Below are 15,309 nucleotides of genomic sequence, written 5' to 3'. Positions count from 1 at the left end.
TCCTCGTTCGGTCCGGACAGGGGTTCGTCACAGCCAGGTCCTCGGTCGGTTGCGGTTCGCCTCCAGCACCAGGGCCCACCGGGCCGACTTGGCGTCGCAGTACAGTGCCACCCGGCGCAGTACCGCCTCGTATGCCGCGCCGATGTCGTTGCGCGTCAGCGGGACACCGTGAATCCGGCGACTGGAGTCCTCTTCGGACGGTTCGAGGACGGCCAGCGCGGCCCGCCAGATCTCGGCCTCGATGAGTCCGGCCTGGAAGGTGTCGAGGCCGCCGAGATGGTCGAGGCGGGCGGCGGCCTCCGAGACCGAGTCCAGGCTCGGCCCGAGACGCACGTGGTCGGCGATGAGCGCCTGCTGAGCGGCCAGGTACTGGCTGGAGGCGGCCGGGACCTGGGCGAGGGCGTCGAGGCGGTCGGAGCGTTCGGTCGAGCAGCGGGCGATGCCGAAGGCGGCGCTCGGGTAGGTGCGATCGACGCGCCACACCTGGGCGTAGCGTCTGGCGGCGCCGCGGTTGCCGTCGGTCGTCGTCGCGGCCTGGCCGTCCAGTTCGGCGCAGACGGCGAGCGCGAGCATGGGGGCCAGTTCGCCGGGGAGGTGGCGGCGGACCTTCTCGAAGTGCTCCTTGGCTTCGGCGGGTCGGTCGGCGAGGTCGCGCACGCCGCGGAACCAGTCGAGCCGCCAGTCGTCGCGGAGGCGGGTCTCGGCCGCTTCGAGGAGCGTCGCCGTGTCGGCGGCGTCGGTCTCGATCGCCAGGCGCAGGAGGGTGAGGAGGACTTCGTCGGTCCGAGGGAGCACGGCGGCGAGTTCGACCGCCCGCGAGGCCGGGTGCGCCGCGAGCGCCGCCAGCGCTGAATAGGAGGTGTCGGCGCGGTCGGCCAGGGGCACGGGCAGCACGGCGCGGGCGTCCTGGCCGCGGGCGTGGTCGAACACGCGGTCGGTCGCCACGGCCAGCTCGGAGGCGAAGGCTCCGCGTTCGCTGCCGAACCGGTTGGAGGCCAAGGGGGTGGGATCGCCTTCGGCCTCGGCGAGGAGCTGCCGCAGGACGCCTTGGAGCTGGTCGGCCATCTCCTCGGCCGTTTGGAACCGGAGTCTCCTGTCGGTGTGGCAGGCGCGTTCGAGGAACAGGTACAGCGATTCGTTGAAGGCGTCGGGTCGCTCGGGGAGGGGGATTTCGCGCACCTCGTCGCCGACCAGTTCGGCGGTGTCGAAGCCGAGGGTCAGGACGGCGAGGGTGCGCCCGACCGTGCGCAGGTCGGAGACGACGTCGGGCGCGTGGCCGAGGGCGACTTCGGGGGCCTGGTAGCCGGGGGTGCCGTAGTACCGGCTGGCCTCCATTTCGAGGTGGCGCATCGCGCCGAGGTCGATGATGGTGAGCCAGTTGCGCGACTGGATGATGTTCGAGGGCTTGAGGTCGCAGTAGACCAGTTTGGACCGGTGCAGGAACGCGAAGGCGTCGAGGATCTGGAGGCCGAAGCCGGCCGCGGCGATCGGCGAGACGACGCCGCGGCGTCCGTGGCGGGCCGGGTGCGCCTTGTCGCCGAGGGTCTTCCCGGGCACGAAGTCCATGACGAGGTAGTCGTATTCGGCGCCGTCGGGGAAGCGGTGCTTCACGGAGTTGTGGATGTCGACGATGTGGGGGTGTTTGACGGTGACGAGGAAGCGGCGCTCGGCCTCGACGAGCGCTTGGGCTTCGGGGTCGTCGGGGTTGAGGAGTCCCTTGAGGATCACGTCGCTGTCGAGGTTGCGGTCGTGGGCCTTGTAGATCCCGCCGAAGCCGCCGTGCGCGATGCAGCCCAGGACCTCGTACTGGTTGGCGACGAGGACGCCTGCCTTGAGATGGTTGGTGAAGTCGAAGGGCTCGTGGCAGCTCTCGCAGGTGCCCTTCAGCGGACCGGAGCGGCCGTCGCTGGTGAAGCCGACCCGGTGGTGGTTGCGGCAGCGGCGCTGGCTCTCGGGCGGAACGGGGTCGATGAAGACCGAGGTGAACTCGTCCTCGGGGAGTGACGGCCCTCCTCTCGGTGCGGGCGGTTCCTCGACGGGGTCGTCGATGTGGGCGCCGCACCTGTTGCAGAAGCCGCGTTTGTTGTGGACGCCGCTGCCCTCGCCGGGGCAGTCGGGACGGACGCAGTGGGTGCCGGCGTGGGTCATGGGGCGGCTCCGTCGCGGTTGCCGTCGCGCTGTCGGCGGACGTCGTCGAGATGAGTGTCGATCATGGTGGCACGCAGTCCGTGGGACCGGTCCCGGTCGAGGGCGCGCGCGGCCAGGAGGCGGGCTTCGGCGGCCCGGAAGTCGCCGAGGCCCTGGTGGACGCGGGCCAGCGACAGCGAGGTGGTGACCGCGCCGTCCCACGCACCGCAGGTCTCGGCCGCGGCCAGGGCCGCTTCGAGGACGGGCAGGGCCTCGTCGTACCGCTCCAGGAGCGCCAGCGCGCCGCCGAGGTTGGCGCGGGCGGTCCCGGGGCGGTCCCCGCCCGGAGTGGACTCCAGGGCCGCGACGCACCTGCGGCCGTAGGCGACGGCATGCTCCAGGTCGCCTTGCGCGAAGGCGGCGACGGCGACGAGGTTGCAGTGCCGGGCGAGGTCGACCGGATCGGTCGCGGACGCGGCGGCGCGTTCGCCGAGGCGCACGAGTTCGGGGAGCCGGTGCCCGCGCTGGGCGAACGCGCACAGCGCGTTGGCGAGCCGGGAGGTGTTGGGTTCGGCCTGCCAGGCTTCGTATGCGGCGGTGAGGAATTCGAAGTCCTCCAGTGCCACCGCGGCGCCGAGGAGGTGGAAGTGGGCCACGACCCGGTCGCGGGTGAGCCGGCGTTCGGCGGCGGACAGTTCCCGTTCGGCGCGGTCGGCGGCGTAGGCGGCGACGAGGTTGTGGGTCTCGTACCGGTCGCCGACGCGGCGCAGCCAGTGGGCGCGGACGAGGCCGTCGAGCAGCGCCTGCGGGTCGTCGCCGATCCGGCGGGCCACAGACAGCGCCAGGTCCGGGCCGATGCTCGGGCCCGGGAGCGGCGCGAGCGCCAGGTGCAGGCGCCGTTCGGCTTCGCTGAGGTGGCGGTAGGACAGGTCGAACACGGCCCAGAGGTCGGCGCGGTCGTCGTCGGCGCGGCCTGTCGGGTCCGTGAGCGTCCCCGCGGGCTGGTCGGTGTCGCCGAGGAGGTCGGAGGCGATCCTCAGGGCCAGCGGCAGGCCGCCGCAGCGTCGGATGAGCGGCGCGAGGGTTGCGGAGCGCTCCGCCGAGGGCGCGGCCCCGGCCAGGCGCAGCAGGAGTTCTTCGGACTCCTCCGCGTCCATCTCCTCCAGTTCCAGCGCGTCCAAGTCGCCCAGTTCGGGCATCTTGGCGCGCGCGGTCACGATGGTGAAGCCGTCCCCGACGCCGGGCAGCAGTGGCCGCACCTGGTCGGCGTCGAGGGCGTTGTCGAGGAAGACGAGCAGGCGCCGCCCGGCGGCGTAGGCGCGGAAGTCGGCCCCGGCCTGGCCGAGGTCGGCGGCGAGCGCGGAGGCGGGGAATCCCAGGGCGCGCATGAAGCCGTGGAGGACCGCGAGCGGTTCAGCCGGCCGTTCGGCCGAGGCGCCGCGCAGGTCGGCGAAGAGCTGCCCGTCGGGGAAGTCCTTGACCTTGCGCTCGGCCCAGGCCAGGCCCAGCGAGGTCTTGCCGAGGCCGCCGATCCCGGAGATCACGACGCCGGAGGCGCGGCGCAGGCGGCTGCGGTCCATGCGGCGCAGCGGGCCGGTGCGGCCGGTGAACTCCCCGGCCGTGGAGGTCAGCTGCCTCGGTTCGGTCGGCCCCTGCCGCGACTGGGAGGGCGGCGGACGGTCGCCGCCGCCGATGCGGTCGTACAGGTCCCGGACCTCGCGCACGGGCCGGTCGCCCGACCGCTCGGCGAGTCGCGCCTGGAGCTCCTCGAAGACCTGCTTGGCCTCGCTGTCGCGCCCGGCCTCGGCCAGGGCGGCCATGAGCCGCCTGGTCGCCTCCTGGTCGAAGGGCCGCTCGCGGATCGCCTGGCGCCCTTCCCCGATCAGGGTCGCGAAGCGGCCGAGGCGGAGCAGCGCTTCGAAACGGGTCTCGTCGACTTCGGCCTTGAACTCCATGAGCTTCGCGGCGCCCGCGTCGATGTCGGGGCCGGTGAGGCCGTCGAGGGGCCGGCCGCGCCACAGCCGCAGGGCCTTGTCGAGCAGGTCGACCGCTTCGGCGTCCTCGCCGTATTCGAGGCGCACCCGGGCGTCCCGGACCTCGCGCCGGAAGACCTCGACGTCCACCTGGTCGCGCCGCACTTTGAGCCGGTGGCTGGAGCCGATCCGCTGGAACTCGCACAGCAGGTCGTCGGGCAGCCAGTGCTCCAGGTCGCGGACCAGCTTCTCGATGCGCTCGTCGGCGCCGAGGGGCCGCGTCTCGCCCCAGAGCACGCGCCGGAGCACCTCGGTCGGGACCGGGCGCTCCTCGGCGAGGAGCAGCATTCCCAGGACGCGCCGGCGCCGGTCGTCGAGTGCGGCCTCCGGTTCCCCGGGCACGCTGACTCGCAGCGGTCCGAGGATGGCGAATCGCATGGGGTGGCTCCGGATTCGAATAGGGGTGAACGGCATTTCGTATCGGGCAAGCGTACTGGAACTGCGAGGTTCGCGGTCGCCCGCAATAATGGGATGCCCCCGCAGATGCGGCGGGCCCCGGTGATTTCGAGGAGCGGTGGATGGAAACGGTCGGCTTCGCGCTCGACGATGATGAGAACGGCCCGGTTGTGCTGGTGGACTTGGAGATCGGCGACGGCGCCCCTCAGGAGGGGCTCGAACGGGCGGGATTGTTCGACGCGGCCGCCCGCCGCGCCAAGATCACTTTCGATGAAGCGCTGGCCTCCATTCCCGCAATTGCACGCGCCGTTCGCGCGCAAGTCGCGAGTATCGACGAGCCGCCCACTGAGGTCACTCTTTCGGTGGGGCTGAAGTTCACCGGTGAGACCAATGTGAAGATCGTGTCGGGCAAGTCCGAGGCGCATTTGAACCTCACGATGAAATGGGAGAACGAGCGATAGCGGACACGGCGATGCACGAGCGGCCCCCTTGGCTGGCCCGCGTCCGCAACTCCGGCGGCGGGACCGCGGGCACCGCCGTGGCCGTCGACGGCGAACACGTCGTCACCTGCGCCCACCTGGCCGAACCGCGACAGGGCGGCGCGGCGCTCCTGCTGGAACCGGGCCGCGAGGTCGTGCTGGAGTTCCCCTTCCTCGGCAGCACGGCCACCGCGACCGTGGTCGACGGCGGCTGGTTCCCCGAGATGCCCGACGGCACCGGGGACTTCGCGGTCCTGCGCATGGCCGACCCTCCCCCGGGCCTGGCGCCCGCACCGCTGCGACGCCTCCCCGGCCCGGTCGGCTCCGCGGTCGAGCTGCGCGGGTTCCCCGACGACAGCGCGCTGGCCAGGACCGCGAAGGGGCGCCTGTCCAATCCACCGCGGCCCGAATGGATCCAGATCGACCCCGATGGCGAGGGCTGGTCGGTCGCGAAGGGCTTCTCGGGCGGACCGGTCTGGGACGTCGGGCAGCAGGCCGTCATCGGCCTCACGGTGGCGAAGGACGCCAACCGCGTGGGCCACATGCTGGCGATGCACTACCTATGCGAGCTGTGGCCGCCGCTGACCGAACAGCTTGCGGCGATTCCCCCTGCGGCGGAAGAGGACCTGTCCCACTGGTGGCCGCGCGCGAGAGGCCTGTCGGGCACCCACGAGCAGGGCTGGCTGTTCCGGGGACGCCGCAAAGCGCTCACCGAGATCGTCGACTGGCTCCGCGACGGCCGCCGCCACAGCGTCCTCGTGGTGACCGGCACGCCCGGGGTCGGCAAGTCGGCGACACTCGGCAGGATCGTCACCACCTCGCACCAGCCTTGGGCCGCAATGCTTCCCGAGGACGACACGGCGGTGAGGGCCGAGCCGGGCTCGGTCGACTGCGCCGTCCACGCCAACGGCAAGACGGCCCTGGAGGTCGCCAACGAGATCCTCGCCCGGCGCGGGGGCGGTCCCGTCGAACGGCCCGAGGACTTCGCCGGCGCCATGGCCCGCGCACTCGCCGGCGGGGAGCGGTTCAACGTGGTCCTCGACGCCTTGGACGAGGCCGCCGACGCGAAGGAGGCCCGCGCGATCGCCTCGCGGGTGCTGCGCCCGCTCTCGGAGCTGCCGAACACGAGCGTCGTGGTCGGCGGCCGCCGCGTCGACGGCTCGGGTGACCTGCTGGCCCACTTCGGGAACAGTTTGCACCGGCTCGATCTGGACAGTCCGGAGTACTTCGAGTTCCAGGACCTCACCGACTACGCCGAAGCGGCGTTGCGGCAGGCCAGCGGCGAGCAACGCCGGAACCCGTACGGCGATCCGGGCACTGCGGGCCCGGTGGCGCGGCGCATCGCCGAACTGGCGGAGGGCAACTTCCTGGTGGCGGGCCTGGTCGCCCGCAGCCACGGCCGGTACGACGAGGAGCCGGTCGCTCCGGAGGCGCTGGCGTTCAGTTCCGATGTGAGCGTGGTCTTCTGGGACTACCTCGAACGGTTGGAGCCCTTCGATGACGTGCCCGCCGAGGAACTGCTGACGGCCCTGGCCTTCGCCGACGCACCGGGCTTCACCGCGGAGCTGTGGTCGGCGGCGCTGCGGTCCCTCGAGGGGACCGAGGTGAGCCCGATGCGGCTCGCCAGGTTCGCGAAGTCGGGAGCGGCGAACTTCCTGATCGAGACCGGTGCGGCCGACGGGCGGTCGTTCCGGATCTTCCACCAGGCCCTGGTCGACGCGTGCCTGGGAAGGCGGGCAAGGACCGAGGAGGACCGGGCCGAGAGCGAGGCACTGCTCACAAAGGACTTCATCGCGATCGGAAGGGCCGAGGGATGGGAGCAGGCCCCGCCGTACCTGTGGCGGTCTTTGATCGGCCACGCGGCCCGAGGCGATGCGGTAGGAGCGCTCCTCGATGAACTGGACTTCCTGGTCGTGGCCGATCCTGAGCGCATGCTGCCAATGCTGGGGCGCGCGGGGTCCGGTGAGGCGGCCCTGCGAGCCTCGATCTACCGGGCGTCCTCGGGGCACCTCGCCATCGCCACGCTGCACGAGCGCCGCGCGCTGCTCGCCTACAACGCAGCACGGTTCGGTGCCGACCAACTCGCGGCCGATCTGGCGCGACCCGCCAAGAGTCCAGGCCTCGAATGGAGGCCGTTGTGGGCCACGGGAAGCGGCATCGACTCGCGACTCCAACTGACCATCCAGGTCGCCCCGACCGGGTCAGACGCGATCACCTGCGCCGTCGTCGATGACGTTCCCGTTGTGGCGGTCGGCGTCGGAGACGCGATCAAGGTGTGGAACCTCGTCACGGGAAGCCCGCAGGCCGAGGTGCCGTCGACGTCCGAGACATGGGTCACCGCGCTCGCCGGCGGGACGCTGAACGGGGCGCCGATCGCCGTCATCGGACATGAGGACGGAGCGATCAGGGTCGCCGACTTGGCCACCGGCCGAGTGTTGAGCAGGACCGAAGGCCCCGGCGGCACCTCCATCCGGTGCCTCGCATGGGCGACGGTCGACGGCCGGGAGGTCGCGGTCTCCGGCGATGACATCGGCTCGGTCAAGTTCACCGACCTGAGAACCGGCGCCTATTACGGCGACCGTTCCCCGAGCCATATCGGGAGCGTGAACGCCGTCGCCTGCACCGAGATCGACGGCCGGCCTCTTGCGGTGTCCGGAGGCGAAGACGGTTCGATCCGGATCTGGGACCTGACCACCGCACAGCAGAGCGGCGAACTGCGGCTGGTGCCGCCGGTCAAGTTCCTCAGCGTGAGCGCGATCGACTGCGCCGTTCTCGATGGCCGCCCCGTGGCCGTTGCGGGCGACCTCAGCGGCCTGCTGCAAGTCTGGGACCTGCAGACCCGGGAGCCGCTCGGCGCCCCGTTCGGCGACGAAGGCCAGATCATCCGCGCACTGGCCTGTCGGGAGTTGCAGGGCGTTCCCGCGGTCGTCACCGCCGATCGCGGAGGAATGATCCGGGTCTGGAGCCTGCGGGATCGGCGTGAGCACGGCGAGGGCTTCCGTGCCGCCAACACCAGCCTCGGCAGTCTGGCCTGTACCGCCTTGGGAGGCCGACAGGTGGCGATCACCGCCGGAATCGGCGAAATGGTCCGCGTCTGGGACCTGCTTGAGCACGAGCAGCAAGGAGAGAGCACGATCGGCCATGACTCCGAGGTCTCCTCGATGACGACGGCGATGGCCGCCGGAGCCTCGGTCGTGCTGTCCAGCTCCCGAAATGACGGGATAACGCTGCGAAAGGCCGCTACCGGAGCGACGGTCCGCAGGATCTCCGGCAAGCGCAGCATCTTCACCCTCAAGGACATCGCCGGTGCGGTGGTCGACGGCGAGTGGACGGTCGCGGCCGTTCAACAATCCGATGTCATCCGCATCTGGCAGGTCGGCACCGGAGAACAGCTGCGGCCGATCCTCATCGAGGTCGAATGGCCGCAGGCCATCGCCTCGGTGTCCATGGAGGGGCGTGCCGCCGCGGTGATCGGCGGAGACGACGGCGTGCTGCGACTGCGCGACCTCCACACCGGTGATCCGCTCGGGAGCGTCGACACCGGCAATGAGGGCGGTATCAGCGCGATGGACTCGCTGACGATCGAGGGCGACCCTCACGCCGTGCTGCTGGTGTACGGCGGTGAACTGGAAACCTGGAATCTGCGCACCGGCGAGCGGCGGCATCGTCTCGAGTTCGGGTTCAAAGGCTGGATCTCGAACGGACTCGCCTGCGCGGAACTCGACGGCGAACTGTTCGCCGCGGTGGGCTACAACCGCGAGGCGACGGTCGTCGACCTGTCAACGGGTGCGGTGAAGTCCGTGATCCCCTTCCCCGAGCCGGTGCAGACCGTCGCCTTCACCGAGGAGGGCCACCTCGCCGTCGGCTCCGGCCGCGACGTCTCGGTCTTCGCCCGAACGACCAGGAGGCGAAAGCACGCCGCTTCATGATGGAGAATGACCTGCCCTGTCTCGCAAGGACTTTCGCGTGTCGCTGCTGAGCGAACTGGTCGAGCAGCTCAGAGCGCTCACCGACGACACCGGTCAAACCCGAACCAGTCTCGACGCCGTCCGAACCCAACTCGGGGATTCGGTCGGCTTCATCACCGCAGCGACGGTCGGGTCGAGTAGCCCACTGGTTCCCGAGGGCGTCGCCCAATGGCAGGCCGCGCTCGACAGGCTCGACGAGGCCCGGGCGAATATCCGAGTGGGCGACGAGGCGATGAACGCATACATCGCGCTACTCGGCGGCGGGCATACGGCCGCACCGGGCAACCATAGCGGCGGCGCCTCGCCTGGACCACCGCCTCAAACAAGTTCTCCAACCGGTGAACCCGGAGGTGAACGTCCGCCCGCAACGCCGCCGCGCTTCGCGCCCGACTCGGCCCGGCGACCGCGCGGCGAGCCTGCGAACGCCGACATCACCGGCGGCAACCCGACCGACATCCGCAGAGAGAACGAGGCCGCGAAGGTGCTCGCCGAAGCCGGCTACGACATCGAGCAGAACCCGCCATCCAGACCCAACGGCAAAGCGCCCGACTACATGATCGACGGGCAATGGTGGGACTGCTATTCGCCGACCGGTTCCAGTACCCGCACGATCCATACCAGCATTCGCAACAAGGTCGGCAAGAGCGACGCCGACCGGCAGGCCGACCGGATAATCTTGAACCTCGACGGCTGCGGCGCCACCGCCGAGGAGATCAGGGCCCGGTTGGAGCGCTCGCCCATCCGCGGCCTCCAGGAGATCAAGGTCGTCAAAGGCGGCAAGGTGACACAGTTCTACCCGTGGGATACGGAGGCGGCACACCATGGCGATTGAGTTCACCCTCGAAGCCACCCCCGTGCTGTCCGAGGCCAAGGCGCTCGACTACTTCGCCGATCTCCTCGGCTGCGAGCACCGGCACACGGCGACCTATGCGGCGCGCGCCGATCTCCAAGTCGACACCGCCACCTGGCCCACTAAAGACGACCCCGAGATCCGAGCGCTCCTCGGTGACGAGGCGACCTACCTGTCAGTGACGTTCCGCGAGGTCAAGAACATCGGCGGCGAAGCCTCCGCAGCCGTCGAGGGTGACATGATCAACGCGGTGGTCCGGTTCTTCGAGGATCACCTCAGTACTAAGGGCATCTTCGTCTACAACGGCGAGGAAATCCTGCTCCAACGCCTCGGCGAGGGCATCGTCCTCGACGAGCGGCTGCGCCGAGGCGACTACAACCGCCACGGCCTCCTCGATCCCCTGCTCGTGAAATACCCCGTGCGTCGACTGGAGCAGGTCTTCCTCTGAATCGGCCCGCATCCGTCCAGACTTCACGGCGTTCGAGCACGCACCTGGTACAACGACCGAGGAGCATCATGAGCGAGGGGCTACACGATCAACTTCGCGACCAGCCTCGACCCGGGCGGCGAATGAGCACGCACCGTTCAATCCTGCGGAGGCTCGACGTAAGGGCTGTAGGCCGGCGCCTCTGCGCGGGGGCGCTCTTTCGAATCCTGTACCGCCAGCAGGACGATGACGAGCGCCGACCCGACGATCAGCAGCGTCCACGAGATCACCTGCAAGGCGGTGAGCCAGGCGGGAGTGGCCTCGATGAGCGCGTTGGATATCTGGTTGTTGTACGACTCCCCGAAGAACGACGCGCTGGTGACCCCTTTCCGCAGGAGAAGGCCGCCGATGCCGCACCAGCCCAGGGAGACGCCCGCCAGGACCCAGCCGAGGATCCTCGCCCACCGCTTGTCCTTGTAGTTCAGCGGGCCCAGCACGAGATGGAGCGCCGCGAAGACGAGGTACAGCACGGCGGTGATCTTCAAGGAGAAGGCAATTACCCCCGCGATGTTTCCCGACGCCCAGTCCGCGTCCGCGAAGGACGGATCCCCGAGCAGTACCTCTTCGAGGGCGCCATTGATGTCCGCTTGCGACATGAGCAGGCCGATCGCGGTGGCGAACAAGGAGAGCGCGGTGAGGTACATCGTCAACGGCACGATGAAGACCGATGCCCGATGCAGATTCGCCCCCTGCGGTCGCGGGGGCTGCGGCGGCACTTCGGCCATGACTCGCTCCTTTTCAGCGGTGGATCGGCGTTCAGCCCCAGAAGCTGATCTTGCCGCCCACGGTCTGGGTGTCCACCAGCCGGTCCCCCGCGTGCCGGGAGAGCGCGTCGAGGAGGGCTTTGCGCTGCGGCGGCTCTAGCGGGCCGAGAACGCAGGCCACCTGCCACTTCGCGCTTCCGGGCTTCAGCTCCACCGCTGCCGGGACGGGCCAGCCCGCCGGCCGGCGGAGCGCCTTGTCCTCGCCGCTCCGCAGCTTGACGTGGACGGCCTCGAACACGTCGTCGAGCGCCTTCTTCTTCAGAGGATGGGCCCCGATCCGGGCGATGACTACCGATTCGATTGCCGCCCAGGGGAAATGAAGGTTGCCGTTGGCACCGGTGGTCTTGACGCCCTCGCCGTCGACGGTGAGCGACCAGGGCATCATCCGTCCTTTGAGGGGCTTCAACTCCTCCACTCGCAGGTACCAGGCGTACCAGCCCGCCGCCGCGGCGATGCCGACGAAGACGAGCCGGAGGGGACGGAGATCCTCATCGGTGCTGTAGGTCCAGCTGTCCGGATTCTCGTTCTGGAGCACCATCGCCAGAAGGATGAGCCCAGCGGCGACGATGACCATGATGAACATGCCCCCCGGCTCGGGGAGCTTCGTGTACTTCTTGAGCGGCTCGTCGCCGGCCCACGCCTGCCTGAACACGGGCCCGCGCGGGCGCGGAGCCTTCGGGCGTTCCGGTTCCGCCTCAGGCGGTTCGCAGTCCCCGTCCCGGATCGGGAGCCGCGGCCAGAGTTCGCGGAGGTACCGGACCGGCAGGAGATGGCCGCTGCGGTGGCGGTCCATGAGGGCGATGATGCCGACGACCGCTCCGGCGTCGTGGTCGTACACCGGCGCGCCCGAGAAGCCGTGCTCGACCGACCATCCGGTGACGCCGTCCGCGTCGACCTGCACCCAGTTGCCGGACTGGCCGCTCGCGCCGCGAATCGTCCCCGCCGCCTCGCGCGCGGCGCGGTCGCCGGACGGAAAGCCGTGTACGGAGAAGCGGTGGCCCCGCATCTGCTTCGGGATCATCAGCGGCGCCGACTCGACCTCGCGGACGGGCCTCTCGAGTCGCAGCACGGCCACATCGCCATCGCCGTCGTCTCGGAGCGGCGCCCAGTGGACGATCGTGGCGGGGTGCGGTCCGGCCAGGTCGGCGAAGGGGAACTCGACGCTCACCGGCCATGCCGGGGCGGCCCCGCGTCCGGCGGCCTCGGCGGTCCGTCCGGCGTGCAGGCCGACGACATGCGCGCACGTGACGATGAAGCGGCGGCTCACGAGCATGCCCGCGCCGGCGATGCGGTCGCCGTCCGGGTAGGGGATGCGCACGAGCCACGGTGGGCGCTCGGCCAGATGATCGGATCTCGCCATAGGTTCAGAGTCTCCCATATCCGAAGCCGCTCAACCGGTCCCGTTCACCGCCCGGGAACGCGCCCCTCTTTCTCAGCCGCGGCTTTCGAATGAACTTGCCGCTCGACGCCGCCGACTAGCCCGCATCCCCAGGGACCACGAAGAAGTCGGTGACGAACTGATGCGATCACTCAATCGCGTAAAGGTTGAGGTCATCGAGAATGGCCCCGTCGGCACGCCCCGCCACCACCGCATACGCTTCGGACGCCGTCACCGGGACGCCGAACTGCTTGGCGGATGAGACCCCCTTGCCGGCTGCGTCGACCACTAGGTTTCTCGTGTCCTCGTCTTGTATGACGATCCAGCCCGACAGCAAGGCCGTCGGCCAACGTACGGAACTGGGAAGCGGATCGGCGGCAATGCCGATGCCCGGGTCGGCGGCGTCGAAGGTGAAGAGCTGGACCACGGGCTCGCTACCTCCAAGGTCGGCGAACGTGCAGGCCATGCGGGTGATTCCATCGTTGACGCAGTCGACCTGTGTGTCGACGCTCGCCAACGTCTCTCCGGTCGCCGCATCCAAGAGCACGGATTGTTCGGCCGGGTGCGTCCACTCGGGATTCGAAGAGAGGTGGAGCATCGCCGCCCCGGCCACGGCGGTCTCCACCCTCACGTATCGGTCTTCCTCCGCGAAGGTCCACAGCCCGGTCCCGGTGGCAAGGTCAAGCCCTACTATCTCCGACGGCGCTCCGAGGACCATCTGTTCAGCGTCTGCGGCATAGACCATCCCGCCCGCAACCTCAAGCGACCCTAGGACATTGAAGACCGAGGTCCCCGGCGCCTCCCAGAGCATCGAGCCGTCAGCCGCGTCCAGCGCCACGGTCCGGAAGTCGGCGAACGCTGCTTCGGGAAGCGGCGCGGCGGTGTTGTCGGTCCGGACGACACCGACATCGGCGACGACCGTGCCACCGCTGACCGCAATGCCGTTGAGGATCTGGTTGGTCTCGTGGTCCGGGTTGTATTCGAAGAGCGGCGCGGTCCACTGCACGCTGCCGTCCTCTGCCGAGAGCGCGGCGACGCCGGATTCGGACGTCTCGCCGGCGACTCGAAAGTTCAGGCCGGTGTAGGGGACCAGGACCAGCCAGCCGTCGGGTCCCTGCATCACCGAGGGAGGGGCGAACTTCGCATCGAGCCCGGGTGCCCAGACCTCGACGTCCGCCCCGGGAAGCACGTCTTCGCCGTGCTGCTGCCATTTGACCTCGCCGGTCGCGATGTCGAGCACGACGAAGTGGTCGAAGGAGTCGGTGCCGCCGGAGACGATGAGGTTGTCGCCGGCCAGCGCGGCGTCCCGCACCACTTCGATGAGTCCGCCCGAGATCGCCGACTCGTCGACATCGAGCTTCGGTGTCGCGGGCAGGGCGAACGCCTGCGCGGCGGCGTCCTCCTCGATCACGGTGATCTCGAGGTCGCTCTCGATCACGGGCGAGGGTTCGGTCTCCACCGGCGACGACTCGTCCGGTTCGGGTTCCCGGTACGGATCGCCTTCATCGATGAAGGTGGACAAGCCCACCAGCGCGACCAGTGCGACGCCGCGACGCCGAGGAGGCGGAGGGCGGGGGTTCCTGTCATGCGGCGACGGTACCGGTACGCGGCAACAGGTTTCGGGCAATAAAAAAGGCGAGTGCCGATTCGGCCTCGCTTCCCCTCTTACTATAACCACATCGCGAATGCCCCTCGACACGGGGGTCGCCTTCAGGGTTCGGAGGCGAGCCTCGCCGCCTGCATCCGTTGCAGCGCTTGCGATCAGGTCGACGAGGCGGGCGTCCGAGGGTCAGTTGCCGCTCTCGACGGTGACTTCGAGGTCGGTGAGGCCGGGGGCCGCGCTCCTGGCGAGTTCGTCGGCATGGGCCGCATCCGCTCCCGTCGCCACGACGATGCTCGCGCGTTCGGTGCCGTGCTCGGAGAGCAGTGCACCGCCGACGACCGTGTACTGCGCGGCCACCGCTTCGTACGCGGCGATCGCGGCGGCGGGGACACGGCCCTCATTGTCGGTGGCGACCCTGAGCGACGTCGGCGCGCCCTGCACGGTGCTGACCTCGAGGGTCGTCACCGTCGCTGAGGAGAACGGCCGGTACGGGTCGGTGTCGGCGGCCATCTCGTTGAACACCGCCATGGCTCCGGAGCCGTCGGCGGCGGTGATCTCGATGGTCCAGCTGTCTTCGTTCTGGAACCCGATGTCGATGGCGCCGGACGATACACGGTCGTCGGCCGTCAGCGATTCCCACATCTCCACCACTTGGCCGGTGCGCCCGCTGTCGGGGGCGACGGCGAAGGTGACGCCCTCGGCCGTGATCTCGCCGGTGACCTCGCAGTTGTCGGCGACGTACGCCCCGAGTTCGTTCGCCAGCTCGGCGACGCGGTCGGCCGAGGTGCCGTCCTCGAGTATCAGCGTTCCTGTCGCCGATCCCATGAAGGGCAGCGTGTTGGCGCCGTAGGTGTCGATCTCCGCGACGTCCGCGGTGTCGGCCCAGTGCTCTTCGAAATCCGCGGCGAGCGCCGAGCCCTTGTCGATGGCGCAGCCGGCCAGCAGGGTCAGACCCGCAGCGAGCGCTGCGGTCCGCACGAGCCACTTGGGGACGTCGGTGTTCAGTGTCTTCTCCTCGCTCGCGTCGCCGGTCTCACGCGCCACTCGCGGCGCGTGAGCCCCGTCAAGCCTGCCCGCGAAAGGCGCGAACGGCGAGGCGTGGCACCGGCGGAAGAGCGGCGGGAAATGGGCATGAAAAAAGCGGCCGCTGCTTCCGGCCACCTTCATTATTTCTATCGCACCGCGTCGAGCACGCCGTCACCGGGGGTGAATACCCCCCTCTGA

At 69.8% G+C, this 15,309-nt stretch carries 10 protein-coding genes; 4 read left to right on the top strand and 6 right to left on the bottom strand.

Translation table 11 applies throughout. The features are described 5' to 3' along the window. Positions 1–27: 27 nt before the first annotated feature. Positions 28–2,148 (bottom strand): serine/threonine-protein kinase, encoded by a 2,121-nt coding sequence (locus BLQ63_RS01400; RefSeq protein ID WP_091027357.1) that lies wholly within the window; start codon positions 2,146–2,148, stop codon positions 28–30. Further along, positions 2,145–4,538 carry an AfsR/SARP family transcriptional regulator gene (locus tag BLQ63_RS01395; RefSeq protein ID WP_177154735.1) on the bottom strand — a complete coding sequence of 798 codons (2,394 nt, stop codon included), beginning with the start codon at positions 4,536–4,538 and terminating at the stop codon, positions 2,145–2,147. The genes BLQ63_RS01400 and BLQ63_RS01395 overlap by 4 nt, the downstream gene beginning before the upstream one ends. A gap of 140 nt (positions 4,539–4,678) precedes the next feature. Here BLQ63_RS01395 and BLQ63_RS01390 point away from each other — a divergent pair, with 140 nt between their 5' ends. The 4 genes from BLQ63_RS01390 to BLQ63_RS01375 are packed head-to-tail and all read left to right on the top strand — an operon-like array spanning position 4,679 to position 10,301. Next, positions 4,679–5,017 (top strand): CU044_2847 family protein, encoded by a 339-nt coding sequence (locus tag BLQ63_RS01390; protein WP_091027355.1) that lies wholly within the window; start codon positions 4,679–4,681, stop codon positions 5,015–5,017. An 11-nt stretch (positions 5,018–5,028) separates the two neighbouring features. Further along, positions 5,029–8,964 carry a trypsin-like peptidase domain-containing protein gene (locus BLQ63_RS01385; protein WP_177154734.1) on the top strand — a complete coding sequence of 1,312 codons (3,936 nt, stop codon included), beginning with the start codon at positions 5,029–5,031 and terminating at the stop codon, positions 8,962–8,964. A gap of 37 nt (positions 8,965–9,001) precedes the next feature. After that, positions 9,002–9,835 carry a CdiA C-terminal domain-containing protein gene (locus BLQ63_RS27590; protein ID WP_143014722.1) on the top strand — a complete coding sequence of 278 codons (834 nt, stop codon included), beginning with the start codon at positions 9,002–9,004 and terminating at the stop codon, positions 9,833–9,835. Then, positions 9,825–10,301 (top strand): SitI3 family protein, encoded by a 477-nt coding sequence (locus BLQ63_RS01375; RefSeq protein WP_091027352.1) that lies wholly within the window; start codon positions 9,825–9,827, stop codon positions 10,299–10,301. Before BLQ63_RS27590 ends, BLQ63_RS01375 begins: the two co-directional genes overlap by 11 nt. A 137-nt stretch (positions 10,302–10,438) precedes the next feature. Here BLQ63_RS01375 and BLQ63_RS01370 read toward each other — a convergent pair whose 3' ends face one another. The 4 genes from BLQ63_RS01370 to BLQ63_RS01355 all read right to left on the bottom strand — a co-directional run bounded on the left by BLQ63_RS01370 (position 10,439) and on the right by BLQ63_RS01355 (position 15,129). Continuing rightward, positions 10,439–11,065 (bottom strand): hypothetical protein, encoded by a 627-nt coding sequence (locus tag BLQ63_RS01370; protein ID WP_091027351.1) that lies wholly within the window; start codon positions 11,063–11,065, stop codon positions 10,439–10,441. A 31-nt stretch (positions 11,066–11,096) separates the two neighbouring features. Then, positions 11,097–12,464: a S1 family peptidase gene (locus BLQ63_RS01365; RefSeq protein WP_177154733.1), complete on the bottom strand. Its 1,368-nt coding sequence runs from the start codon at positions 12,462–12,464 to the stop codon at positions 11,097–11,099. Positions 12,465–12,630: 166 nt separating this feature from the next. Next, positions 12,631–14,004: an outer membrane protein assembly factor BamB family protein gene (locus BLQ63_RS01360; RefSeq protein WP_091027349.1), complete on the bottom strand. Its 1,374-nt coding sequence runs from the start codon at positions 14,002–14,004 to the stop codon at positions 12,631–12,633. 267 nt (positions 14,005–14,271) lie between these two features. Beyond that, positions 14,272–15,129, bottom strand: a complete 858-nt coding sequence (locus tag BLQ63_RS01355) for a hypothetical protein (RefSeq protein WP_091027348.1) — start codon at positions 15,127–15,129, stop codon at positions 14,272–14,274. Positions 15,130–15,309 lie beyond the last annotated feature (180 nt).

Origin of the sequence: Glycomyces harbinensis (assembly GCF_900101745.1) — a bacterium.
Taxonomy (GTDB): domain Bacteria; phylum Actinomycetota; class Actinomycetes; order Mycobacteriales; family Micromonosporaceae; genus Glycomyces; species Glycomyces harbinensis.
This window is presented reverse-complemented; position numbering and strand designations above follow the sequence as displayed.